General features: G+C 71.0%; 20 protein-coding genes. 9 read left to right on the top strand and 11 right to left on the bottom strand.

Annotation, left to right across the window (positions count from 1 at the left end; genetic code table 11):
• Positions 1-13: 13 nt before the first annotated feature.
• Together C503_RS0123440 and C503_RS0123435 are read left to right on the top strand one after the other, a co-directional pair.
• On the top strand, positions 14-817 hold the full coding sequence (locus tag C503_RS0123440; RefSeq protein WP_018684671.1) for a DUF3159 domain-containing protein: 804 nt from the start codon (positions 14-16) through the stop codon (positions 815-817).
• A 23-nt stretch (positions 818-840) separates the two neighbouring features.
• On the top strand, positions 841-1041 hold the full coding sequence (locus C503_RS0123435; protein ID WP_018684670.1) for a hypothetical protein: 201 nt from the start codon (positions 841-843) through the stop codon (positions 1039-1041).
• Between the two features lie 261 nt (positions 1042-1302).
• Here C503_RS0123435 and C503_RS0123430 read toward each other — a convergent pair whose 3' ends face one another.
• A complete protein-coding gene (locus C503_RS0123430) occupies positions 1303-1959 on the bottom strand; it encodes a potassium channel family protein (protein ID WP_018684669.1) in 657 nt (218 codons plus the stop codon).
• Entirely contained in the window at positions 1959-2624 is a 666-nt protein-coding gene (locus tag C503_RS0123425) for an NAD-binding protein (RefSeq protein WP_018684668.1), read from the bottom strand. Before C503_RS0123425 ends, C503_RS0123430 begins: the two co-directional genes overlap by 1 nt.
• 149 nt (positions 2625-2773) lie before the next feature.
• Here C503_RS0123425 and C503_RS40520 point away from each other — a divergent pair, with 149 nt between their 5' ends.
• From C503_RS40520 to C503_RS0123410, 3 genes are all read left to right on the top strand, one after another.
• Positions 2774-4798, top strand: coding sequence for an APC family permease (locus C503_RS40520; protein ID WP_018684667.1), 2025 nt, complete (start codon positions 2774-2776; stop codon positions 4796-4798).
• Positions 4795-6009, top strand: coding sequence for a class I SAM-dependent RNA methyltransferase (locus tag C503_RS0123415; RefSeq protein ID WP_018684666.1), 1215 nt, complete (start codon positions 4795-4797; stop codon positions 6007-6009). Before C503_RS40520 ends, C503_RS0123415 begins: the two co-directional genes overlap by 4 nt.
• A 73-nt stretch (positions 6010-6082) precedes the next feature.
• The gene (locus tag C503_RS0123410) at positions 6083-6607 is read left to right on the top strand and encodes an AAA family ATPase (RefSeq protein ID WP_018684665.1); all 525 of its coding nucleotides are present in this window, start codon (positions 6083-6085) and stop codon (positions 6605-6607) included.
• Positions 6608-6677: 70 nt separating this feature from the next.
• Here the strand turns inward: C503_RS0123410 and C503_RS0123405 are convergent, their stop codons facing one another.
• Together C503_RS0123405 and C503_RS43525 are read right to left on the bottom strand one after the other, a co-directional pair.
• Positions 6678-7412: a class I SAM-dependent methyltransferase gene (locus C503_RS0123405; protein ID WP_018684664.1), complete on the bottom strand. Its 735-nt coding sequence runs from the start codon at positions 7410-7412 to the stop codon at positions 6678-6680.
• A 75-nt stretch (positions 7413-7487) separates the two neighbouring features.
• Positions 7488-8288, bottom strand: coding sequence for a hypothetical protein (locus tag C503_RS43525; protein WP_018684663.1), 801 nt, complete (start codon positions 8286-8288; stop codon positions 7488-7490).
• 261 nt (positions 8289-8549) lie between these two features.
• Here C503_RS43525 and dxs point away from each other — a divergent pair, with 261 nt between their 5' ends.
• The gene (dxs, locus tag C503_RS0123395) at positions 8550-10463 is read left to right on the top strand and encodes a 1-deoxy-D-xylulose-5-phosphate synthase (protein ID WP_018684662.1); all 1914 of its coding nucleotides are present in this window, start codon (positions 8550-8552) and stop codon (positions 10461-10463) included.
• A gap of 483 nt (positions 10464-10946) precedes the next feature.
• On the opposite strand, the gene C503_RS0123390 is transcribed toward dxs, so the two are convergent.
• Positions 10947-11594: a class II aldolase/adducin family protein gene (locus C503_RS0123390; protein ID WP_018684661.1), complete on the bottom strand. Its 648-nt coding sequence runs from the start codon at positions 11592-11594 to the stop codon at positions 10947-10949.
• 67 nt (positions 11595-11661) lie between these two features.
• On the opposite strand from C503_RS0123390, the gene C503_RS0123385 reads away from it, so the two are divergent.
• A complete protein-coding gene (locus C503_RS0123385; protein WP_018684660.1) occupies positions 11662-12348 on the top strand; it encodes a response regulator transcription factor in 687 nt (228 codons plus the stop codon).
• Positions 12345-13472, top strand: a complete 1128-nt coding sequence (locus C503_RS0123380) for a sensor histidine kinase (RefSeq protein ID WP_018684659.1) — start codon at positions 12345-12347, stop codon at positions 13470-13472. The genes C503_RS0123385 and C503_RS0123380 overlap by 4 nt, the downstream gene beginning before the upstream one ends.
• A 131-nt stretch (positions 13473-13603) precedes the next feature.
• On the opposite strand, the gene C503_RS0123375 is transcribed toward C503_RS0123380, so the two are convergent.
• The 5 genes from C503_RS0123375 to C503_RS0123355 form a co-directional block, all read right to left on the bottom strand.
• Positions 13604-17065, bottom strand: coding sequence for an NB-ARC domain-containing protein (locus C503_RS0123375; RefSeq protein ID WP_026316619.1), 3462 nt, complete (start codon positions 17063-17065; stop codon positions 13604-13606).
• A 14-nt stretch (positions 17066-17079) separates the two neighbouring features.
• Positions 17080-17799 (bottom strand): DUF72 domain-containing protein, encoded by a 720-nt coding sequence (locus C503_RS0123370; RefSeq protein ID WP_018684658.1) that lies wholly within the window; start codon positions 17797-17799, stop codon positions 17080-17082.
• A gap of 82 nt (positions 17800-17881) precedes the next feature.
• Complete coding sequence (locus C503_RS0123365; protein ID WP_018684657.1) at positions 17882-19990, bottom strand: 3-hydroxyacyl-CoA dehydrogenase NAD-binding domain-containing protein; 2109 nt, start codon at positions 19988-19990, stop codon at positions 17882-17884.
• On the bottom strand, positions 19990-21219 hold the full coding sequence (locus C503_RS0123360; RefSeq protein WP_018684656.1) for a thiolase family protein: 1230 nt from the start codon (positions 21217-21219) through the stop codon (positions 19990-19992). Before C503_RS0123360 ends, C503_RS0123365 begins: the two co-directional genes overlap by 1 nt.
• Positions 21220-21312: 93 nt before the next feature.
• Positions 21313-21996, bottom strand: a complete 684-nt coding sequence (locus C503_RS0123355) for a TetR/AcrR family transcriptional regulator (protein WP_026316618.1) — start codon at positions 21994-21996, stop codon at positions 21313-21315.
• A 127-nt stretch (positions 21997-22123) separates the two neighbouring features.
• On the opposite strand from C503_RS0123355, the gene C503_RS0123350 reads away from it, so the two are divergent.
• On the top strand, positions 22124-22573 hold the full coding sequence (locus C503_RS0123350) for a nitroreductase family deazaflavin-dependent oxidoreductase (RefSeq protein WP_018684654.1): 450 nt from the start codon (positions 22124-22126) through the stop codon (positions 22571-22573).
• A 1-nt stretch (position 22574) separates the two neighbouring features.
• Here the strand turns inward: C503_RS0123350 and C503_RS0123345 are convergent, their stop codons facing one another.
• Complete coding sequence (locus tag C503_RS0123345; RefSeq protein ID WP_156893416.1) at positions 22575-23819, bottom strand: HRDC domain-containing protein; 1245 nt, start codon at positions 23817-23819, stop codon at positions 22575-22577.
• Positions 23820-23863 lie beyond the last annotated feature (44 nt).

The following is a 23863-nucleotide window of genomic DNA, read 5'->3' as shown; positions in this document are numbered from 1 at the left end:
CGAAACCGGTGCCATGACCCACCCGGCCGCTGACGTGCACGAGCCAGAAGAGCCCGAGACCGCCGCGACGCCGAGGAAGTCCGTCACACCGGACGACCGGGACGCGCCGGACACCCTGGATGCCTCGGAAGCCTCGGAAGTCACCGAGGAGAAGGCCGAGCAGACGCTGCTGGAGCAGATGGGCGGCGTCAGCGGCCTGATCTACTCCTCGGTGCCGGTCCTGGTGTTCGTGCTGGCCAACGCGTTCTGGGGGCTGCAGGCGGGCATCTGGTGCGCGGTGGGCAGCGCGGTGGCGATCACCGTGCTGCGGGTGGTCCGCAAGGAGCCGCTGCAGCCCGCCATCTCCGGGTTCTTCGGCGTCGCCGTCGCCGCGTTCATCGCCTACCAGACCGGGTCGGCCAAGGGGTTCTTCCTCTTCGGCATCTGGACCAGCCTGGTCTACGGCGGCGCGTTCCTGGTGTCCATCCTGGTGCGCTGGCCGCTGGTCGGCGTGGTCTGGTCCGCGCTCAACGGGCACGGCCAGGGCTGGCGCGGGGACAAGCAGGCCCGGCTGGGCTACGACCTGGCCACCGGCGCCTTCGTGCTGATCTTCGCGGCCCGGTTCGTGGTGCAGAAGTGGCTCTACGACGCGGACCAGACCGGCTGGCTCGCGTTCGCCCGGCTGGCCATGGGCTACCCGCTGTTCGCGCTCGCCCTGATCGTCACGGTCTGGGCGGTCCGCCGGGCAGGCCAGCGCCAGCGAGCCTTGGAAGAGGCCGAGCAGGCCGACGACGAAGCCGTCGAACAGGCCCTCCGCGCGAAGTACGGCGATAGCTGACTCGGACGCCCTAGGCTGCGCCGGTGCGCACGCTTCCCTGGCTGTTTCTCATCGCCGCCACCATCGCCGCCCTGTCGACCTGGGCGGACCTGAGCGGCGACCAACGGTCCGACCGGATCATGCTGCTGCTTCTCGTGGCCGCGGGCCTCGCCGCGCTCGACCACCTGACCATGCGCCGTCCGGGCCCATCGGTGGAGAACCCGACGGGCCCGGAGTCCGACTGATCCCTGCTGATCCGGGTCCGTTCCCCGGACATCTCATCGACTGTCGCAGCGATACGGCTGCCAGGTCGGGGACGATGCCGGGCGGGGATGAGGGGGCCTAGTGGTGCGACCCAGAACGTCGACCATGTCTCGACCCGCCCACGACGTGCCTGGCGGCACCGCCGGAAACGACCAAGTACATCCAGTACGAGGCCGTTCCGGCGGCACCGCCGGCCACGCCGTGGACCCGCCGATACACGGCCGACGTTCTGAGTCGCACCACTAGTGACCGAGCGCGTTGCGGATTTCGCCTTCCACATCGGCCGAGGCCACGAAGAGCAGCTCGTCGCCGGGCTCCAGCGGGTCGTCCGGCTGCGGCACGATCACCCGGCCGCCGCGCAGGATCGTCACCAGCGCCGCGTCCCGGGGCAGCTTCACCTCGCGCACCGGCCGCCCCGCCCACGGTGTGTCGTCCGGCAGCGTCATCTCCACCAGGTTCGCCTGGCCCTGCCGCAGCGTCAGCAGCTGCACCAGCCCGCCGACGCTCACCGCCTCCTCGACCATGGCGGCCAGCACCCGCGGCGTCGACACCGCCACGTCCACACCCCAGGCGCCGGTGAACAGCCACTCGTTGGCCGGGTCGTTCACCCTGGCCACCACCCGGCGCACCGCGAACACGGTCTTGGCCAGCAGCGACACCACCAGGTTGACCTTGTCATCGCCGGTGGCGGCGATGACGCAGTCGCACAGCTGCAGCCCGGCGTCCTCCAGCGAGGCCAGCTCGCAGGCGTCGGCCAGCACCCACTCGGCCTGCTCCACGGTGTGCGGCTCGAACTGGCGGGAGTCCCGCTCGATCAGCATGACCTGGTGGTCGCCGCCGACCAGCTCGGCGGCGATGGAGCGGCCCACGGCACCCGCCCCGGCGATCGCGACCCGCATCAGTGCCCCTCCTCCGGCGCCTGCGCGGCGGCCGCTGTGACGTCGCTGACGGTGCCCGAGAGGGCGGCGACGTAAACCTGGTCGTCGGCCTGGATCACGGTCTTGGCCGTGGGCAGCACGCCGGTACCGAAGCGCATCACGTACGCCACCCGGCAGCCGGTGGCGCCCTGGAACTCCTTGACCGTGTGCCCGATCCAGCCCTCGTGCACCGGCACCTGCAGCAGCGCGACCTTGCCCGTGGGGTCCCGCCAGGCCGAGGCCACCCCGTCCGGCAGCAGCGTGCGCAGCAGCCGGTCGGTGGTCCACGGCACGGTCGCCACGGTGGGGATGCCCAGCCGCTCGTAGACCTCGGCCCGCTTCGGGTCGTAGATGCGGGCCACCACGTGCTCGACGCCGAAGGTCTCCCGAGCCACCCGGGCGGAGATGATGTTGGAGTTGTCACCGCTGGAGACGGCCGCGAACGCGCCAGCGCGCTCGATGCCCGCCTCCACCATCACCTGGCGGTCGAAACCGGTGCCGACGACCTGCTGGCCGTGGAAGTCGGCACCCAGCCTGCGGAAGGCCTGCGCGTCCTTGTCGATGACGGCCACGGTGTGGTCGAGCCGCTCCAGCGCCGCGGCCATGGAGGCCCCGACGCGGCCGCAGCCCATGATCACCACGTGCACGACCAGCCTCCTCGTTCCCGGTTCCACGGGATCGGGTGCCCCCTTCGGGCACCGAACTGCCACTGATGGTGCCTGATCCGCGTGTGACATCGGTGAACCTACCGGTGGCTGCTCCGGATCGGTGACGCGACCGCCTACGCTGTGCGTCCGTGTCCAAGTTCTCCACGGCGGCGAAACGACTGGTGGTCGGGCGGCCGTTCCGCAGCGACCGGCTGGCGCACACCCTGCTGCCCAAGCGCATCGCGCTGCCGGTCTTCGCCTCCGACGCGATGTCCTCGGTGGCCTACGCGCCCGAAGAGATCTTCCTGGTCCTCTCGGTAGCCGGCTTGTCCGCCTACACCATCGCGCCGTGGGTGGGCGTCGTGGTGGTGCTGGTCATGCTCACCGTGGTCGCCAGCTACCGGCAGAACGTCCGCGCCTACCCGTCCGGCGGCGGCGACTACGAGGTCGCCACCGTCAACCTGGGCAAACAGGCGGGGCTCACGGTGGCCAGCGCGCTGTTGGTCGACTATGTCCTCACCGTCGCGGTGTCCATATCGTCCGCGATGGCCAACATCGGCTCCGCGGTGCCGTTCGTGGCCACGCACAAGATGGAGTTCGCGGTCGTCGCCATCGTGGTGCTCACCGCGATCAACCTGCGCGGCATCCGCGAGTCCGGGGCCGCGTTCGCCGTCCCCACCTACGCGTTCATGGTCGGGATCGTGCTGATGATCCTCTTCGGCCTGTTCCGGGCGGTCATCCTCGGCGACGACATGCCCGCCGAGAGCGCGACCTTCCAGATCAACGCCGAGCACGGTGAGATGGCCGGGCTGGCCATGGTGTTCCTGGTGCTGCGCGCCTTCTCCTCCGGCTGCGCCGCGCTGACCGGGGTGGAGGCCATCAGCAACGGCGTGCCCGCCTTCCGCAAGCCCAAGTCCAAGAACGCCGCCACCACGCTGCTGGCGATGGGCCTCATCGCGGTCGTGATGCTGATGGGCCTGATCGTGCTGGCCCAGGTGACCAAGGTCCACATCGCCGAGGACCCGGCGCGGCAGCTGGTCGGCGCGCCCGCGGGCTACGAGCAGAAGACCATGGTCGCGCAGGTCGCCGAGGCCGTGTTCGACGTGTTCCCGCCCGGGTTCTTCTTCATCACCATCGTCACCGCGCTGATCCTGGTGCTGGCCGCCAACACCGCGTTCAACGGCTTCCCGGTGCTCGGCTCCATCCTCGCCCAGGACCGCTACCTGCCCCGCCAGCTGCACACCCGCGGCGACCGGCTGGCCTTCTCCAACGGCATCATCGGCCTGGCCGGGTTCGCCATCGTGCTGGTGATCGCGTTCGACGCGGAGGTCACCCGGCTCATCCAGCTCTACATCGTGGGCGTGTTCGTGTCGTTCACGATGAGTCAGACCGGCATGATCCGGCACTGGAACCGGCACCTGGCCAACGAGACCGACCCGGCCGAGCGCAGGCGGATGCGCCGCTCGCAGGCCATCAACGCGTTCGGCCTGGCGATGACCGGCGCGGTGCTGGTGGTCGTGCTGATCACCAAGTTCCTGCTCGGCGCGTGGATCGCGATCGCCGCGATGGCGGGCATCTACCTGGTGATGACGGGCATCCGCAAGCACTACGACCGGGTCGCCGAGGAACTGGCCAAGGCGGAGGGCAACGGCGCGTTCGTGCTGCCGTCCCGGGTGCACGCGATCGTGTTGGTGTCCAAGCTGCACCTGCCGACCCGGCGCGCCCTCGCCTACGCGCGCGCGACCCGGCCGGACGTGCTGGAGGCGATCACGGTCAACGTGGACGATGTGGACACCAAGCGGCTGGTCGCGGACTGGGACACCGAAGGGTTCTCGGTGCCGTTGAAGGTGGTCGAGTCGCCCTATCGGGAAATCACCAAGCCGGTGCTGGAGTATGTGCGGCGGGTGCGTTCCGACAATCCGCGGGACGTGGTGACGGTGTTCATTCCGGAGTACGTGGTCGGCCGGTGGTGGGAACAGGTGCTGCACAACCAGAGCGCGTTGCGGCTCAAGGGCAGGCTGCTCTTCCAGCCGGGCGTGATGGTGACGAGCGTGCCGTGGCAGCTGGCGTCGTCGGAGAAGGTGTCCGAGCGCGAGGTCGTGGCCCCGGGCGCGATTCGTCGTGGTTTGACCGGTAAGGGCGCCTACGGGGCCAAGAAGGACGGTGGCGCGTGACGGACTGGAACGGTCGACGGCTGGAGGTCGAGATCGGCGCGGTCGCCCATGGCGGCCATTGCGTCGCTCGCGCGGAGGGGCGCGTGGTGTTCGTCCGCCACGCGTTGCCGGGGGAGCGGGTCGTCGTCTCGATCACGGAGGACAAAGGCGGGTCTTTCTGTCGCGGCGACGCGGTGGAGATCTTGTCGGCTTCTCCGGAACGTGTGGAACCGCCGTGTGTGTTCGCCCGTCCCGGCGGTTGCGGGGGATGCGACTGGCAGCACGCGTCGGCGGCGGAACAGCGGCGGCTCAAGGCTTTCGTGATCGAGGAGCAGCTGTCCCGGCTGGCGGATGTGCAGTGGGATGTCGAGGTCGAGGAACTCGCGGGCGGGCTGTCGCATTGGCGCACGCGAACCCGGCTGGCGGTGGATCGGGCGGGGCATATCGGTTTCCGTGCACACCGAAGCCATCGGGTTGTGCCGGTCGACGATTGCGTGATCGCGGCACCCGGCACGGTGGATGTGCTGGCGGACAAGGAATGGACGCCGGGCGCGGAGCTGGATGTGTCGGTGGACGCGACCGGCCGCACCCACGCGAGTGAGCTGCTGCCCGACCGGGGGAAGCTGCGCAGCGGCAAACCGGTGCTGCGCCCGCACCGGGTGCTCGGCTCGTCGGTCGCCGTCGAACAGGCCGCCCGCCGCGAATGGCGGTTGGCGGCACACGGTTTCTGGCAGGTCCACCCGGACGCGGCCGACGTGCTCGCGGAGGTGGTCGGCGAGTGGGCGGCGGTGCCTGATGGTGGCGTCGCCTGGGATCTTTACGCGGGTGTGGGGCTGTTCGCCGCGGTGCTGGCCGGGCAGGTCGGTCCACAAGGGACGGTCATCGCGGTGGAGTCCTCGCGGCAGGCGGCCGAGGACAGTGCGGAGAACCTGGCCGACCTGCCGCAGGTCCGGGTGTTCGCGGGCAAGGTCGAGGACGTGTTGCTGTCGGACCTGCCCGCGCCGGATGTCGTCGTCCTCGACCCGCCCCGCAAGGGCGCGGGCCGCCCCGTGGTCGACGCCATCGCCGCCCGAGGCCCGAGCCGGATCGTCTACGTGGCCTGCGATCCCGCCGCCCTGGCGCGGGACATCGCCACCTTCGCGACCCACGGTTACAGCCTCGCCGACCTGCGTGCCGTCGACACCTTCCCGATGACCCACCACGTGGAGACGGTGGCCCTCCTGACCCGCTGACTGCCGCGCCCGGCCTTCTGTCCATTTCGGATGGCGGTGGCGCGGGCGCGGACCACGCGGGTAGGTTGCGATTGTGATCATCTGGCTCAACGGCGGGTTCGCGGCGGGGAAGACGACACTGGCGGCGGAGCTGCACCGGCGGCTCCCGGACGCGCTGGTGTTCAACCCCGAGGACCTCGGCATCACGCTGTGGCAGTGGGTGCCGCCCAACGAGGACTTCCAGGACCTGCCGAGCTGGCGGGAACTGGTCGTCGCGACGGCCCGGTCGCTGCGCAGGCACCACACGGACACGCTCATCGTGCCGATGTCCCTGGTCCGCGACGCCTACCGGGCGGAGATCCTCGGCGGCCTGTCCGACGCGGGCGAGGAGATCCTGCACGTCTTCCTGGACGCGGACGTCGACGTGCTGCGGGAGCGGATCATGGCCCGGCCGTCCCCGGGTGATCCGCAGGAGACCCTCGCCTGGGCCCTGAGCCGGTTGGACCCGGGCGCGGCCGCCCGCCAGCCGGAAGGGACTGTCGTGCTGCGCTCGGACCGGCTCACCACGGCCGAACTGGCCGACGCGGTGCTGGCCGCGCGCGTCGATCTCGCCAGGTAGATCCGGAAGGTTCTCCGAGCGGAGTGTCCGGATCTACCTGACCTGTCCGGTCGGACTTTGCGGCGCGCGGTCAGGCAGCCTCCAGGACGAAGAACAGGAAACTGATGAAGGCGCCGGAGGGGAATCCGGCCATCTCATCGGGAAAGAGTTCGTGCGCCTCCGGCGCCGGAGGCGGCTCGCTGATGATGGCCGTGCGGAAACCCGCCGCGGTGAAGGCGTCGGTCATCGCGTGCAGCGGCCGGTGCCAGTAGGTGAGTACGGCCTTCTGGCCGTTGAAGTCGTACTCGTCGGACCACCGGGTGATCGCGAAGTAGTCGGTCTCGCGATGCACGATCTTGAGCATGATGGGGTGGTTGACGACCACGATCAGCCTGCCACCGGGCTTCAGCACCCGCCGCAGCTCGGCCAGCGGCGCGGTCCAGTCCTCCAGGTAGTGCAGCACCAGAGCGGCGACGGCGTCGTCGAACGCGCCGTCGGGGTAGGGAAACGGGCGCGTGATGTCGGCGACCCGCAGGTCCACGTCGTCACCGAGCCGCTGCCGGGCCAGCTCCACCATCCTGGCGCTGCGGTCGAAGCCACTCACGACGGCGCCCCGGTCGCGTAGCGCGGCGGAGACGGGACCGGAGCCGCAGCCCGCGTCGAGGATCCGTCGGCCTGCCACATCACCTGCCAGGTCCACGATCGCGGGCCTGGCGTAGTAGGCGTTGATCAGGCTGGTCTCGTTCTCGATCGTGTAAGCCTCGGCGAAGCCGTCGTAGTCGTTTTCCATGGCCATGTCGGCGGAACTCCCGGGAATGGCGGACATGTCTCCCATCCTGCCGAGTGATCCATCCGGCCGCCAGAAGATCATCTCGCGAACTCGGTCGGACAGGTCCCGGGCTCAGCCGTGCCGGGGGTCGTTTCGGGGCGCGTTCGGGTACGCGCGCGGGTCGCCCTGTGGCGGTCGGTACGGACCTGCGGCGTGACGACCCGGTCCGTTCCCCGGGGGCGGGTTCTCCCAGGGCGGCGGCGGTGCGGCATGGCGGCCACCGGACGGCACGGGCTGCTGAGGCGTCCCCTGGCCGGGTGTGGGAGCCCCGCCGTGCCCCGGTCCCGGCTGCCCAGGACCCGCTTGCCCCGACCGAACCTGCCCCTGATCCGCCTGTCCCGGAACGGATTGCCCGGAGCCATGCCCCGAGGCACCGGGCCGCTCGATCCCACGCGGCGGCGTCCCCGCGTCCTGCGTCTCCGGCGGCACGGCGGGCGGCATCCCGGCCCGGACCCGGAACCAGTCCGGGATGAACTCCTCCGACCGGGGAAACGTCCGCAGCTCGTCCTGGAACCCGATCGGCGGCGGCAGCCGACGCCAGACCGGCTCCTGGTCCGGCTCGAACTCGGCCGAGAACGTCCCCGGCGGCTCGATCTCGTAGGCCGCGCCGAGCCAGGTCCCCCGACCCGGCCGGTACATCCCCGCGCGCAGCCTGCCCAGCCCCTCCACCACCTCGGCCGGTGGCCGGACCGCGCGCGGCACACCGTCGCGGCCGGTGATCAGGACATCCACCTCGATGTGTCGGCCGACCGAGCGGTATTCGGCCCGGATCCGGCGCCAGTGCTCGCCTGCGGCACGCACCATGGCGCGGCCGACGGCCTTGGTGAGCCGGTCGAGTTCCCGCTGGTCGAGCACCGGTCCCGGCTCGGTCATGACTTCCCCCGCACTGCTGTTCCCCTCCCCCTGACGTGCCGGGAACCCTACCCGGTGGGCAGGTCCGAAAGGTGCGAGTCGAAGGAACAGCCAGTGACCGACACGACCCGATCGGGGGATCTTCGTCACTTGTCCGGGGGCCGATACCGAAGGTCGGTGCTCCCGGGGCACTCGTAGACTGGTCCGAAGCCGGCGCGCGGGGCGGGAACCCGGCCGAGATCAGGAGAGCAGCCATCCACGACAGGACGAGGTGACAACGCGGTGACCCTGCTGGATTCCGTGCATGGACCGGCCGATCTGAGGCGGATGACCCCGGAGGAGTTGGACCGCCTCGCGGTCGAGGTGCGCTCCTTCCTGGTGGACAAGGTCACCAGGACGGGTGGTCACCTTGGCCCCAACCTTGGCGTGGTCGAGCTGACCATGGCCCTGCACCGGGTGTTCGACTCCCCGCGGGACTCCCTGGTGTTCGACGTCGGCCACCAGGCCTACGTGCACAAGATCCTCACCGGCCGCCGGGACGGCTTCGACGAGCTGCGCCAGCAGGGCGGCATCTCCGGCTACCCGTGCCGCGCCGAGAGCGAGCACGACCTGGTGGAGAACAGCCACGCCTCCGCCGCCCTCTCCTACGCCGACGGCCTGGCCAAGGCCCACCAGCTGCGCGGCGAGAAGCGCACGGTGGTCGCGGTGGTCGGCGACGGCGCGCTCACCGGCGGCATGTGCTGGGAGGCGCTGAACAACATCGCCGCGGGCACCGACCGGGGCGTGGTCATCGTCGTCAACGACAACGGCCGCTCCTACTCGCCCACCATCGGCGGCCTCGCCGACCACCTCGCCACCCTGCGGCTGCGCCCCGGCTACGAGCGCGCCCTGGAGGGCGGCAAGCGGGTGCTGCAGGGCACGCCGGTCGTCGGCAAGCCGATCTACGCCGCCCTGCACGCGGCCAAGCGCGGCATCAAGGACGCGCTCAGCCCGCAGGCCATGTTCGAGGACCTCGGCCTGAAGTACCTCGGCCCGGTCGACGGCCACGACCTGGAGGCCCTGGAGCAGGCCCTGCGCCGCGCCCGCGACTTCGGCGGCCCGGTGATCGTGCACGCGGTCACCCGCAAGGGCAACGGCTACCCGCTGGCCGAGAACGACGTGCTCGACCAGATGCACCAGACCGACCCGATCGACCCGGTCACCGGCAAACCGCGCAAGTCCAAGGGCACGGTGTGGACGTCGGTGTTCGCCGAGGAGCTGGCCCGCATCGGCGAGGAGCGCGAGGACGTCGTCGCGGTCACCGCCGCGATGCTGCGCTCCACCGGCCTGGCCCCGTTCGCCGAGCGCTTCCCGCGCCGCTGCTTCGACGTGGGCATCGCCGAACAGCACGCGATCACCTCGGCGGCGGGCATGGCCATGGCGGGCCTGCACCCGGTGGTGGCGATCTACTCGACGTTCCTGAACCGGGCGTTCGACCAGCTGCTGATGGACGTGGCCCTGCACCGCCAGCCGGTGACGGTGGTCCTCGACCGCGCGGGCATCACCGGCCCGGACGGCGCCAGCCACCACGGCATGTGGGACCTGTCCATCCTGGGCGTCATCCCCGGCATCCACATCGCCGCCCCCCGCGACGCCGCCACCCTCCGCGAGGAGCTCCGCGAGGCCGTCGCCATCGACGACGGCCCGTCCGTGCTCCGCTTCCCCAAGGCCACCGTCGGCGACGACATCCCGGCGGTGACCCGCCTCGGCCAGGTCGACATCCTGCGCCGCGACGAGAACCAGGACGTCCTCCTGGTGACCGTCGGCTCCTTCGCCGAACTGGGCCTCGCCGCCGCCGAACGCCTGGCCGCCGAGGGCATCGGGGTCACGGTCGCCGACCCGCGCTGGGTCGCTCCCGTCCCACACGAACTCGCCGACCTCGCCGCCCGCCACAAACTCGTGGTCACCGTCGAGGACAGCGGCAGGCACGGCGGCTTCGGCTGGTCCCTGGCCGCGTTGCTCCGCGACTCCGATGTGGACGTCCCCCTCCGCGACCTGGGCATTCCCAACGAGTTCCACGCCCAAGGAACCCGCGACGAGGTCCTCGTCCGCCTCGGCCTCACCGCCCAACACGTCGCCCGCCGCGTCACGGGCTGGGCCTCCGACCTCATCGGCCAGAACCCACGACAGGTCGCCCGCGCCGCCGATCCGGCCTGAGCTGCCTCTCCGGGGCGGCCCGAGACTCTCTCGGTCCGCCCCGGCCTCATTCCCGCTCCTCGCCTTCCAGCCACTGTGCCGCTCCGCGACACCGACTCCTCAACTGCCCGAAGTCGATCACTCGGTGAGCAGGCCCCTCCCGCCCTGGGGGCAGGCCCTTGAGGCAATCCTGTTCGCGCAGGTCAGGGCCCTGGAAGTGACTGGCGCCCGGCTGTGGACAACTCACGACCCATGTGGACAACCCACTCCCGGGCGCTGAGGAGATCGACCACGCCTCTCCCTGACCCGGCCCCACCTGCCACGGGCGAATCCGCCCGCGCCTCACCCAGGGAATCCGCTCCCGAGCCGCTCACGCCCGCTCGACTGGCCCTCGCGCCCCCCGGGGAAGCCACTCACGCCCGCCGAGAAGCCGATCACACTCCTCCGCGAACCCGATCATGCTTCCCCACCAGCCCGATCACGCTCTCCCTTCCGAGGGGAGGGCTACAGAGGGCGGGTTTTGCCGTATTGGCGGGCGGAGACCTGCCGTAGGTAGTCGTCGCGTTGGGGGTGGGTGAGGGTGCGGGGGGTGCCTAGGGCGGAGGCGCGCCAGAAGAGTTCGCAGCCCCACTCAAGCAGGAGCGTTCGGGTGACCGCGGTTTCCAGGTCCGCGCCGTGGGTGATGCCGCCGTGGTTGGCCATGAGCGCGGCCGTGCGGCCGTCCAGGGCGTCGAGTACGCACTCGGCGAGTTCCGGCGTGCCGAACGTGCGGTAAGGAGCGACCGCGACAGTGCCGCCCAGTTCCACCAACTGGTAGTGCACACAGGGCAGTTCATCCAGCACGAGTGACATCGCCGTTGCCATGGGCGCGTGCGTGTGGACTACCGCGCCTGGGCGGTACCGCGTGTACACACCGAGGTGCAGGTCCAGTTCAGAGGTCGGGGCGAGTGTGCCGTCGACGACCTCCCCGCGCGGGTCGATCACCGTGACCATCTCGGCGCGCATCTCGGCCAGGGACGCGCCCGTCGGGGTGATCGCGATGAGGTCGCCCTGGCGGGCGCTGAGGTTGCCCGCGGTGCCCAGGACCAGGCCCGCGGCCGCGATCCGGCGGGCCTGGGTGGCCACCTGTTCGCGCAAGGAGCGCAGCATCATGGGGTGATCATGCCCTGCCCGCCGCACCTGAGAACCGGTTCTCAGGTGGGTGTGGCACCGTTGGGGGGTGCGGATTCTGATCGTGGAGGACGAGGCGCCCCTCGCCGAGGCCGTTGCGCGTGGTCTGCGGCGCGAGGGGATGGCCGTCGACATCGCCCTGGACGGCGACGAGGGGCATGAGAAGGCCTCGGTGACCAGGTACGACGTGGTCGTCCTCGACCGCGACCTACCCGGGATGCACGGCGACGACCTGTGCCGGGAGATCGTCGCGTCCGGCGCGCTGACCCGGGTGCTGATGCTCACCGCCAGCGACGCCGTCGCCGATCGGGTGGAGGGGCTCTCGCTGGGGGCCGACGACTACCTGGCCAAGCCGTTCGCGTTCCCGGAGCTGGTCGCCCGGGTGCGCGCGCTGGCTCGGCGGGCCACGCCGGTGACGCCGCCGGTGCTGGTCGCGGGTGATGTCGAGCTGGACCCGGCGCGGCGCATGGTGTCGCGGGCCGGGAAGCCGGTGGAGCTGACCCGCAAGGAGTTCGGCGTGCTGGAGGTGCTGCTCGCCGCGCGCGGGTCGGTGGTCAGCAGCGAGGAGCTGCTGGAGCGGGTGTGGGACGAGAACGCCGACCCGTTCACCACGACCGTGCGGGTCACGGTGATGACGCTGCGCAAGAAACTGGGTGACCCCGGGGTGATCGACACGGTGGTCGGCTCCGGCTACCGGGTGCCAACGGCCACCGGGTCGGCCGAGTCCGCGGGGTGACCGACCGCAGGCGCGGGTTCGGCCTGCGGGCCCGGGTCACGCTGCTGGCGACCGGGCTGGTCGCGGTGGTCAGCGTGCTGCTGCTGTGGTTGGGCTGGCTGTTGGCGGGCGAGGTGGTCGCCTCGGTGCCCGCGCTGCCGTCGGGGACGACGGTGGTGGTCGGCGGTGTGCGCGTCGAGGCCGAGAAACTGGCCGAGGCGTTGTCGAACGACGCCCGCGACCGGGTACTGCTGGCGGGCTCGGTGGCTTTCGTGTGTGTGGTCGTGGCAACGGCGGTGCTCGCGTGGGCCATCACCGGCCGCGTGCTGCGCCCGCTGCGAGAGGTGACCGCTACGGCGCACCGGCTGTCGGTGGAGTCCCTCGGTGAACGCATCAACCACCAGGGCGCGCGCGACGAGGTGGCCGAGCTGGCGGACACGTTCGACGCCATGCTCGACCGGTTGCAGGCCGCGTTCTCGGCGCAACGCCAGTTCGTCGCCAACGCGAGCCACGAGCTGCGCACCCCGCTCACGGTCATCCGCACGGAACTGGACGTCACACTGTCCGATCCGAACGCCGACCTGGGTGAACTCCGCCGCATGGCCGATGTGGTCCGGGCAGCGACATTGCGCGCGGGAGAGCTGGTCGAGGCCCTGCTGGTGCTGGCCCGCACGGACGGCCTGGGCGTCGGCGCGACGGGCCCGGTTGACCTACCGGTGGTCGTGGCAGGCGCCTGGCGCTCGACTCGCTCCGACGCGGAACGTCGGGGTATCACGGCCCGCTTTCACGACGGTCACGCCACCGTGGTCGGGGATTCCGCGCTCCTCGAACGGGTGGCGGGCAACCTGTTGGAGAACGCGGTTCGGCACAATGTGGACGGCGGGTGGATCGAGGTGCACACCAGCTGTGGTCCACAGTGGACAACACTGGACGTTGCCTCGTCCGGCCCGGTCATTGCTCCGGAACGGGTCGGAGAACTGTTCGAGCCGTTCCGCCGAGGCGGTGTCGACCGGACCTCGCACACCGGCACCGGCCTGGGGTTGTCCATCGTCCGTGCGGTCGCCCGCGCGCACGGGGGCACGGTTCGCGCGGAACCCGTTCCCGGCGGGGGACTGCGCGTCGTCGTGACCCTCCCGGCGATGTGACAGCACTTCTCGGCGAGCCGCCGATTGCACCGACGACACGGGCCGATCTCGTTCTCCCGCCACGACGGGACGCACCCACCCCGACGTCCGACATGCGGCCGACCGGCCACGACATCCATGGTCCGGCACTCTCACCACAACCGCAGTCCCACGAGCCCCTGGTCGGTCGCCACCACCACCCGATCAGGCTCCAGCGCGAGGACCATGTTGGCGTAGGTGTCGAGGTGGATCGCGAGATCCGTGCTCCACCTGCTGTCGCAGACGTCATTGGTCCAGGCGTCGAGCACGTCGACGCTCCTGCCGACCACGACGCTGCTCATTTCGGCCGAGGTGAGCACAACGGCGCCGTTCCAGAGCAAGCAGTCGCGCCTGCCCGGGATGGCCTGATGGCCTCGGCCGCAGGCGACGGGCAACCGCCCTTTCTCCAGCGGCTCGGACGGACCGTAGAGCGAGAGCACGAGCGACTCCTCGCCGTCCGGGACGACCGCGAGCTTCTGCGTCATCAGGGGATGATCGTCCAAGAGGTCCGCCTCGACCACGGATCCTGTTTCCGCCCCGCGAACTTCGAAGCTGTGCCTACGGAGCCTGGGGCGGCTGATGAGGAGCAGGTCGCGCGGCATCGCCAACACGGTGATCTCGACTGTCTCCGGGTCGAAGGGGAAGAGCGGACCACGCAGTGGTTCCCCGTCGGCCATCCACAGCCGATTTCCCGTGACCAGATCCCAGGCGTCGAGTCGGGAGGTTGCTGTCGCGGTCAGCAGCACGGTGCGCGCATCTGTCGTCCGGACACAGGTGATCGCCTGTGCGGGTGGGGTCCAGTCTCGCGTGTCGACCTCGCCGGTGTCGACGTTCCAGACTCGGACCGGACTGTCCCGGAAGGTCATCACGACCAGCGGCGGGTCTGCTTCCTCGCTGGGGGCGAGAACCGGCACCAGGCTGGTCGGCGGTGATTCGAGGCTCAGCTCTCGCGTCACCTCACCGGACGCATCCCGTACTCGGACGTACCCCTCGTGCGCGGTCACAATCCATTCGCCTGCCCGAACCAGGTCGGTGGGCTGGGTCGACGGGTCGAGCGTGGGCCAGGTCGTGTGGAGGAGCACCTGGAGATCCCACAACCGCACCACGCCGTCGAAGCCACCGGTCGCCACCATGGCCTGCTCGCCGCCACGCATGCACAGGGCGGTGGCCGAGATCCCACCGGGGTGTTGGGGCACCCCGAGACGTCGCCGGATGGCGTCCGACCAGTTCGACAGGAATGCGAGATCCCGCGCTTTCAGGTGTGCGCCGTCCGGCAGGACCAGCAGCGGCATCTCCTCGTCGGCCTCCGAGAGTGCCAGCCGCGCACCGGTCGTCAGGTCGAAGGGCCACTGGAAGTCGGCAGGCAACTGGCCGAAGGGAAGTACCGCACGGGTATCCACCACGACCACTGCTCGACCGTCCACAAGGCGGCGCGGGGCCAAGTCGTTCGCCCGGAACGGCGCCGCGTTCCGGAACTCGATCCTTGTCGCCGCCAGTCGCCCCGCCGTCGGGTCCCACATCCGGATCACACCCCCGGCCGCCACCACGACCACGGGATCACCCGGTGAGTTGTCCCAGACGACGCACTCCACCGCCGTCTCGAAGCGGTCCGGGGGCGGGCACAGACCGAGGAACTCGCACTCGATGGCGTCGAACCGGGCTGACCAGCGCGGGTAGTCGTCCTCCCAGGGATCCGCATCGTCTGTCGGCTCCCACCGCTGGTCGGCTGGGCAGTGCTGGATCACCTCGTCCGGAACGTCCCACTCGGGCGACAGGACGGGTTCGGGCAGGTCCCACAGATCGTCATCGGTGTCCGGCGGTGCGGAGAAAGTCCACCGCAGCGGCTCGCCGGACTCGGGGTACCAGGCGCGGACCATGCCCGAGGTCGAGCCCGCGACGATCGCGTGGCGGCCGTCGGGCAGCGGTACGCACGCGATTGCCGAGGTCTGCCGGTAGAGCATCGGCCACGGCGGGCGGACGGCCTCGTTGGTGTCCGCGTCCACGACGCGGACATCGTTCCGCGACCTGCTGACTACCCAGAGCCTGCCGTCCGGCAGGGGAACCAGCGCGATCTCGTCGACCATCCGGTCGTGCCGGTCCAAGATCCGGTGTGGCAGGCCGGGGTTCCAGTGGGCCCAGTCGCAGCGCCAAGGGGAGTCCGTGGCCAACTCGCCCGCCTCATCGGCCAGGTCCGTCGCGCCTTCCTGGCGTGCGGCCAGTTCCAGGTAGGCGGGGCGCTCGTGCTCGGGCCGGTCACGCAGGTGGTGGGCGGCCCGTCGGTAGGCGGTCGCCGCGCGCTTGGCCTCCGGAGTCCGGGCCTGGTCCAGGCAGGTCAGGACCCCGGGTTGGTCGGCGGCGAGGAGGAAACCCGCGTCGAGCAGCAGGCGGTCCAGCAGTCCCGACTCGGCGGCGTGGGTCGCCAGGTGGTGGAGGGTGTAGGGGCGGGCGGTGTCCCATTCGCCGGGGATCTCGGTGCGTAGGGCCGCGACCAGTCGGGCATGCACCCCGGGCAGGGCGTCGCCGAGCACTTGGCGCAGGTAGGCGCGCAGGACGTCGTGCAGCCGCACGGCGCTGGGGGAGGCGGCGATCAGGGAGGAGTCCCTCAGCAGGCGGACGAGCTTGCGACAGCGGGCCGGGGACAGCCCGACCGACGCCCAGAGGAGGTGGACGACCTCGGTCGGGATGTCGGTGTCCTCGGGGAACACCGCCAGTTCCCGGAAGCGCTCCCGATCGTCCGGGGACAACCGGTGGAGGCTGGCTTCGACGGTGGCCCGGATGGCGGAGTCGCGGCGGTCGGCGCTGTCCATGTCGAGGCTGTCCGGCCCGTCCAGGCGCAGTTGTTCGGCGACCAGGGAAGCGGCGTCGTCGGGTGTGTCGCCTTCTTCCACTGACTGGCGGATGGCGCTGTTGACGAGGGAGAGCAGGATCGCCCAGCGGCCGGTGAGTTTCAGCAGCTCCTCGGTGCGGGTCAGGCCGTCGATGCCCAGGGTGAGGAGGATACGGCTCTCGCTGGGGCTCAGGGCGGATACCGGGACGATCTTGGCGGCGGGTGGGAGCGCACCCCGGGCGCGGCTGGTGGTGATGACCGGGGTGTTGTGGCCGAGGAACGGGGTCAGTCTGCTCGCCGCCCAGACGTCGTCCACCACCAAGAGGGCGGGTTCGCGGGAGGTGAGAAGTTCTCGTAGTCGGTGGCCTGCCATGTTCGGGTCGGTGAGGGTGGGGCGGCGGGCGCCGAGGAGTTCGCAGAGGTCGTTGAGCTTGTCGGCCAGGACCGGGTCGGGGACGTGTTCGCCGAGGGTGACCCAGAGGATGCCGCCGGGGAACGCGGCGCGCAGTCGGTGGCAGAGCTGGATGACCAGGGTCGTCTTGCCGAAGCCGCCTGGGCCGACGACGCCGATGAGTTGTTCGCCGCTGGTCACCAGGTCGTGCAGTCGGGTGGATTCGGCCGCGCGTTCCACCAGTGGGCGGTCGGGGGTGGGGACCATCCATACCGATCGCGGGGCACCAGCCGAGACGGTCACCGTGTGGGCCTGGATCACGGTGCCGTGCACGGTTCCGCTCACCTCGTTGTGCACGCGCCCATTATGGGTCACCGCAGGCGTTTGATCAGGCGCTCCGCGTCATGGGGTGCGTGGGCTTCCATCGTGTTGTCCAGGTACACGTACACATCCCGGGTCCGGTGCCATTCGGTGATGCGGTCGGCCCATACGTCCAGCGCCTCGTCGGTGTAGGGGCTGGCGTACAGGTCCGTGTCGCCGTGCAGGCGGATGTAGACGAAGTCCGTGGTGTTCGAGACGAGGCAGGGCCACAGGCCGGGGCTGTCGGCGACGACCAGCGACACGCCGTATTCGGCCAGCTGGTCGATGAAGGTGTCGTTGGTGTAGCTGGAATGTCGGACCTCCAACGCGTGTCGGGCGGTGCGAGGTAACAGCTGGAGGAAGTCCGCGATCAGTGCGGGGTCATAGTGCAGGGACGCGGGAATCTGCCACAGGAACGGGCCGAGTTTCTCACCGAGGTCGAACACGCCCGAGTCCAGGAACTCATCGAGGGGTTTCCGCGCGCGGCGTAACCGATGAGTGTGGGTCACGGCGCGAGGGCCCTTGACCGCGAAGACGAAATCGTCCGGGGTGACCGTGCGCCAGCGGGTGTAGTCGGCGGGTTTGCGTGGGCCGTAGAAGGTGCCGTTGATCTCTATGGTGTCGACGCGGTTGGCGATGAAGGGGAGTTCGTCGCGCGGGGGCAGGCCGCGCGGGTAGACCGGGCCGCGCCAGGAGGCGTAGGTCCAGCCCGAGATGCCGATCCTGATCACCAGACCAGAGTGGCGGAGTCGACCGTACCGCGCACGACGATGCCCCCCTGACGGAGCAGTCCGCCAGGGGGCATCGGGGGGATCAGGCGACCGGCACGGAGGCGACGCCGGGGGCCAGGAACGGTTTTCCGTTGACGCGTTCGGAAATGCCCTCACGATCCAGGTACGGCGTGATGCCGCCCAGCCAGAACGGCCAGCCACCGCCCAGGATCAGGCACAGGTCGATGTCCTGGGCCTCGGCGACCACGCCCTCGTCGAGCATGATGCGGATCTCCTCGGCCAGGCCCTCCAGCACCTGGGCGCGGACCTGCTCGGCGGTCAGTTCGACCGGGCCGAACTCCCACAATGCGGCCACTTCCGGATCGACCGACTGGTTCCCGGACGAATCCCACGTCCACACCGCCGATTTCCCGGCCGCGACGAACTTGCGCATGTTCTCGCTGACGCCGAACCGGTCGGGATAGGCGCCGTGCATCGTCTCCGCCACGTGCAGCGCGACCGGCGCGCCCACCAGCTGCAGCAGCACCAGCGGGCTCATCGGCAGGCCAAGCGGCTCGGTCGCGCGGTCGGCGACCTCGAACGGGGTGCCCGCGTCGATCGCCGCGACCACGCCGCCCATGAACCGGGTCAGCAGCCGGTTGACCACGAACGCGGGCGCGTCCTTGACCAGCACGCACGACTTGCGCAGCGTCTTGCCGGTGGCGAACGCGGTGGCCAGGGTCGCGTCGTCGGTCTTCTCGGCGCGCACGATCTCCAGCAGCGGCATCACCGCGACCGGGTTGAAGAAGTGGAACCCGACCACCCGCTCGGGGTGCTTGAGCCCGGCCGCCATGGCCGTCACCGACAGCGAGGACGTGTTGGTCGCCAGCACGCACTCCGCGCTGACATGCGCCTCCACCTCGGCGAACACCTTCTGCTTGACGCCCAGCTCCTCGAACACCGCCTCGATGACGAAGTCCGCGTCGGCGAACGCGGCCTTGTCCAGCGAGCCGGACACCAGCGCCTGCAACCGGTTCACGCCGTCCGGCGTCAGCCGACCCTTGGCGCCCAGCTTGTCGATCTCGTCGTGCACATAGGACACGCCCTTGTCCACACGGGACTGGTCGATGTCGGTGAGCACCACGGGAACCTTGAGCTGCCGCACGAACAGCAACGCCATCTGGCTCGCCATCAGGCCCGCGCCGACGATGCCGACCTTCGTCACCGGCCGTGCCAGCGACTTGTCCGGCGCGCCTGCCGGCCGCTTCGCCCGCTTCTGCACCAGGTTGAACGAGTACAGCCCGGCCCGCAGCGGGTCGGTCATCAGCACGTCGGCCAGCGCCTCGGTCTCGGCCGCGTAGCCCGCGTCGAGGTCGTTGCCGCGCGCCAGCTCCAGCAGTTCCAACGCCTTCGTCGCGCCCGGCGAGGCGCCCTTGGTCCGTCCCTGCACGATGCCCCGGGCACGCTCCATCGCCGCGTCCCAGCCCGCGCCCCGGTCGATCTCCTTGCGCTGCACGGAGATCTCGCCGTTGATGACACCGACGGCCCACACCAGCGACCGCTCCAGGAAGTCCGCGGAACCGAGCAGCACGTCGGTCATGCCCAGGTCGGCCGCCTGTCGCGGCTTCAGCATCCGGTTCTGGCTGAGCGCGTTCTCCAGGATCACCGTCACGGCCGCGTCCGGTCCGATCAGGTTCGGCAGCAGCTGCGTGCCGCCCCAGCCGGGGAACAGCCCCAGGAACACCTCGGGGAACGCGATCGCGGCCGTGTTCTCCGACAGCGTGCGGTAGTGGCAGGCCAGGGCCAGCTCCAGCCCGCCGCCCATGACCGCGCCGTTGACGAAGGCGAAGGTCGGGACCGCCGAGTCGGTGAACCGGCGGAAAACCTCGTGCCCGGTCACCGCGATGTCCAAAGCGGACGCCCGAGAGGCCACCTGCTCCACCCCGGACAGATCCGCGCCCACGGCGAACACGAACGGCTTGCCGGTCACCGCGATCGCGGCGGGCTCGGCCGCGAACGCCGCGTCCAGGGCCGCGTTCAGGCTCACCAGGCCCTGCGGGCCGAAGGTCGACGGACGGGTGTGGTCGTGCCCGTTGTCGATCGTGATCAGCGCGACCGGCTTCGCCAGCCCGGGTACGCGCACCAGCCGCGTCACCGCGCGGGTGACGACCTCGTCCGGATAGGCCAGCTCGGCCTGCTCCCGCGTGAGCATCAGCGCTCGCCCCCGTCCCAGCTCGGATTCTCCCAGATGACCGTGCCGCCCATGCCGATGCCGATGCACATCGTGGTCAGCCCGTACCGCACGTCCGGCCGCTCGGCGAACTGCCGGGACAGCTGGGTCATCAGCCGCACGCCGGAGGACGCCAGCGGGTGTCCACAGGCGATCGCGCCGCCCCACTGGTTCACCCTCGGGTCGTCGTCGGCGAGTCCGAAGTGGTCCAGGAACGCCAGCACCTGCACCGCGAACGCCTCGTTGATCTCGAACAGCCCGATGTCCGAAATGGACAGACCGGTGCGGGCCAGCACCTTCTCGGTGGCGGGCACCGGGCCGACGCCCATGACCTCCGGCTCGACCCCGGCGAACGCGTAGCCCACCAGCCGCATGCCGACCGGCAGGCCCAGCTCCCGGGCGGTCTGCTCCTCGGCCAGGATGCAGCCGGTGGCGCCGTCGTTGAGACCGGCCGCGTTGCCCGCGGTGACCCGGCCGTGCGGGCGGAACGGGGTCTTCAACGCCGCCAACGCTTCCACGGTCGTGCCCGGCCGCGGCGGCTCGTCCTCGGTCGCCAGACCCCAGCCCAGCTCCGCGGACCGGGTCGCGACCGGCACCAGCTCGGGCCCGATCCTGCCGGTCTTCACCGCCTCGGCGAACTTCTCCTGGCTGCGCGCGGCGTAGGCGTCGCAGCGGGCCTTGGTCAGGTGCGGGTAGCGGTCGTGCACGTTCTCCGCGGTCTGGCCCATCACCAGCGCGGTCGGGTCGACCAGCTTGTCGGCCACGATGCGCGGGTTCGGGTCCACGCCCTCGCCCATCGGGTGGTGGCCCATGTGCTCGACCCCGCCCGCGATCACGATGTCGTAGGCGCCGAACGCGATCCCGCTCGCGGTGGTGGTCACCGCCGTCATCGCGCCCGCGCACATCCGGTCGATGGCGAACCCGGGCACCGACTTGGGCAGGCCCGCCAGCAGCGCGGCGGTGCGGCCGATGGTCAGGCCCTGGTCGCCGATCTGGGTGGTGGCCGCCACGGCGACCTCGTCCACCCGCTCCGGCGGCAGCCCGGGGTGGCGGCGCAGCAGCTCGCGGATGACGTTGACGACCAGGTCGTCGGCGCGGGTCTCGGCGTAGATGCCCTTCGGGCCCGCCTTGCCGAACGGCGTCCGCACGCCGTCGACGAAGACGACATCGCGGACGGCGCGCGCGGCTGCGGGGGCAGCGGGTGCGGCCACGGGTGCTCCTCAGCTCGGCTCCGGGCTACCGATCGGTAACCCCACGCGCCCCACTCTAGTCCTGGTTACCGGTCGGTAACCACCGCGGTGCCCCTATGGTGTGGGCCACTCCGCGCCGGGCAGGCCGATGATCGCCGCCATCCGGTCCACCGCGTACCCGAAGAACGCGTCCGCCGGGTCGGCGCTGCCGACGAGCTGCCCGAACAGCTCGAAGCTGATCATCCCGAACACCTGCGTCCACGCGATCAGGACCCGCGCCCCGGCACCCGGCGGCGGCGCGATGGGCAGCGTCGCGAGCACCCCCACCACCTGTTCCCGCAGGACATCCGGCAACGGGCTGTCCGGCACGTCCGCCGCGTGCGCGATGTCGATCAACACCAGCGGCACCCGCGCTGCGGGTCCGACCGTGTCCTGCGGCGCCTGGTAGCCGGGGATGGGCGAACCGTAGATCAGCGCGTACTCGTGCCGGTGGGCCAGCGCCCACCCGCGCGCCGCCGCGCAGACGGCCCGCCACCGCTCGATCGGCGCGCCGCCGGGATCGGCCTTCTCGACCGCGTCGCCGAGCGCGTCGTACGCGTCGATGATCAGCGCGGTGAGCAGGTCGTCCCGGCTCGGGAAGTACCGGTAGAGCGCCGAGGAGACCATGCCCAGGCTTCGCGCGACCGCCCGCAGGGAAAGGCCCGCCCCGTCCGTGGCCAGCTGTCGGCGTGCCTCGTCCTTGATCTCCCGGGTCACCTCGGCCCGGGCGCGCTCCCGCGCCGTCCGCCCTGCGCTCATGCCGACCAGTCTGACACTCGAACGGAGCGACGCACAAATTCGAGAGCAGTGCTCTTGACAGCGAGTGGCCCGCCGGAGTTCACTGTTCACATCAGAGAGCACCGCTCTCGCAACCGAGGAGGACACCATGACCCAGCCCCACTACCTGCGCCCCCGCCCCTTCGAGCTGGCGGTCCAGCGGTTCGTGTCGTTCCTGATCCGCCGAGGCGTCAACGTCTGGGGCGCGCGCGTGCTGTCCGTGCGCGGCCGCAAGAGCGGCGAACCACGCACCACGGCCGTCAACCTGCTCACCGTGAGCGGCACCCAGTACCTCGTCGCCGCGCGCGGCAACACCGAATGGGTGCGCAACCTGCGCGTCGCGGGCGAGGGAGAGCTGCGCGTGGGCAGACGGACCGACCGGTTCACCGCCGAGGAGCTCACGGACGCGGACAAGCCGGAGATCCTGCGCGCCTACCTGAAGCGCTGGGCGTTCGAGGTCGGCCAGTTCTTCGACGGCGTCAACGCCGACTCCAGCGACGAGGTGCTGCGCGGCGCCGCGCCCAGACACCCCGTCTTCCGGGTGACCATCGCGAGGTGACTCAGGCCGCGGTCGTCTTCAGGGCCGCGGTGAGCGCGTCCAGCGTCAGACCGACCTGCCAGTTCCGGGCGCCACCGGCACGCAGGGCCGACGCGACCGAGTCGGCGTCGACATCGGCGGGCGGCTGCCAGCAGGTGCGTCGGACCAGGTCCGGCTGCAACAGGTTCTCCACCGGCAGCCGGTGGTCCTCCGCGATCTTGTGCAGCGCCGAGCGCGCGGCCGACAGCCGGGCCGCTGCCTCCGGGTCCTTGTCCGCCCAGCGGTTCGCGGGCGGCGGACCGTCCGACGGCGGCGCCGGGTCGGGCAGCTCCGACTTGGGCAGCTGGGCCGCCGCGCGCAGGGCCCGCATCCAGGACCCGGCCAGCCGCCGCTGCGCCCGCCCCTTGAACACCGGCAGCAGCAACAGGGCCTGCTCGTCGGCCGGGTTCACCGACGCCGCCTGGATGATCGCGCTGTCCGGCAGCACCCGGCCCGGGGCGATGTCGCGCTCGCGGGCCATCCCGTCCCTGGTCTCCCACAGCGCCCGGATCGAGGCCAGCCCGCGCGGTGTCCGCACGCTGTGGATCCCGGACGTCCGGCGCCAGGGCTCCTTGCGCGGCGGTGGGGGCTCGGCCACCCGCAACGCCTCGAACTCCTCCAGCGCCCAGTCCAGCTTGCCCTGCTCGCCCAGCACGTCCTCCAGCGCCTCCCGCAGCTGGATCAGCAACTCCACGTCCAGGGCGGCGTAGTTCAGCCAGTCCACCGGCAATGGCCTGCGCGACCAGTCCGCCGCGCCGTGCCCCTTCTCCAGCCGGTAGCCCAGCAGCAGCTCGACCAGGGTGCCCAGGGCGACCCGCTCGAAGCCCGCCAGCCGCCCGGCCAGCTCGGTGTCGAACAGCCGCGCCGGGCGCAGGCCCAGGTCGGCCAGGCAGGGCAGGTCCTGGGAGGCGGCGTGCAGCACCCACTCGTCGGCGCCCAGCGCCTCGATCAGGGGGTCGACCTGGTCGTCCACCGCGACCGGGTCGATCAGGAAGGTGCCCGCGCCCTGACGGCGGACCTGCACCAGGTAGGCGCGTTGCGAGTAGCGGTATCCCGAGGCCCGCTCGGTGTCCACCGCGATCGGACCGTGACCACCCGCGATGCGGGTCGCCGCGCGCGCCAGCGCGTCGAGGTCGACCACCACGTCCGGGGTGCCCTCGGCTGGCTCGGTGAGCAGCACCGGGGCTGGGGGTTCGGTGGCGGCGGGTCCGGAGCCGGGGATAGTCACGGCCGATGACCCTACGGCACGACGGGTGACAAACGTCGGAGATC

Source organism: Actinokineospora enzanensis DSM 44649, from assembly GCF_000374445.1.
Taxonomy (GTDB): domain Bacteria; phylum Actinomycetota; class Actinomycetes; order Mycobacteriales; family Pseudonocardiaceae; genus Actinokineospora; species Actinokineospora enzanensis.
Note: the sequence above shows the minus strand (reverse complement) of the source record. Positions and strands in the feature narration are given on the sequence as shown.

Excerpts from the sequence above, each read along its gene's own strand:
- C503_RS0123430 (WP_018684669.1), bottom strand. The coding sequence starts at position 1,959 with ATGCGGGTCGCGATCGCCGGGGCGGGTGCCGTGGGCCGCTCCATCGCC.
- C503_RS0123350 (WP_018684654.1), top strand. The coding sequence starts at position 22,124 with ATGACCCAGCCCCACTACCTGCGCCCCCGCCCCTTCGAGCTGGCGGTC.
- C503_RS43525 (WP_018684663.1), bottom strand. The coding sequence starts at position 8,288 with ATGACCGAGCCGGGACCGGTGCTCGACCAGCGGGAACTCGACCGGCTC.
- C503_RS0123440 (WP_018684671.1), top strand. The coding sequence starts at position 14 with ATGACCCACCCGGCCGCTGACGTGCACGAGCCAGAAGAGCCCGAGACC.
- C503_RS0123365 (WP_018684657.1), bottom strand. The coding sequence starts at position 19,990 with ATGCTCACGCGGGAGCAGGCCGAGCTGGCCTATCCGGACGAGGTCGTC.
- C503_RS0123405 (WP_018684664.1), bottom strand. The coding sequence starts at position 7,412 with ATGTCCGCCATTCCCGGGAGTTCCGCCGACATGGCCATGGAAAACGAC.
- C503_RS0123355 (WP_026316618.1), bottom strand. The coding sequence starts at position 21,996 with ATGAGCGCAGGGCGGACGGCGCGGGAGCGCGCCCGGGCCGAGGTGACC.
- C503_RS0123390 (WP_018684661.1), bottom strand. The coding sequence starts at position 11,594 with ATGATGCTGCGCTCCTTGCGCGAACAGGTGGCCACCCAGGCCCGCCGG.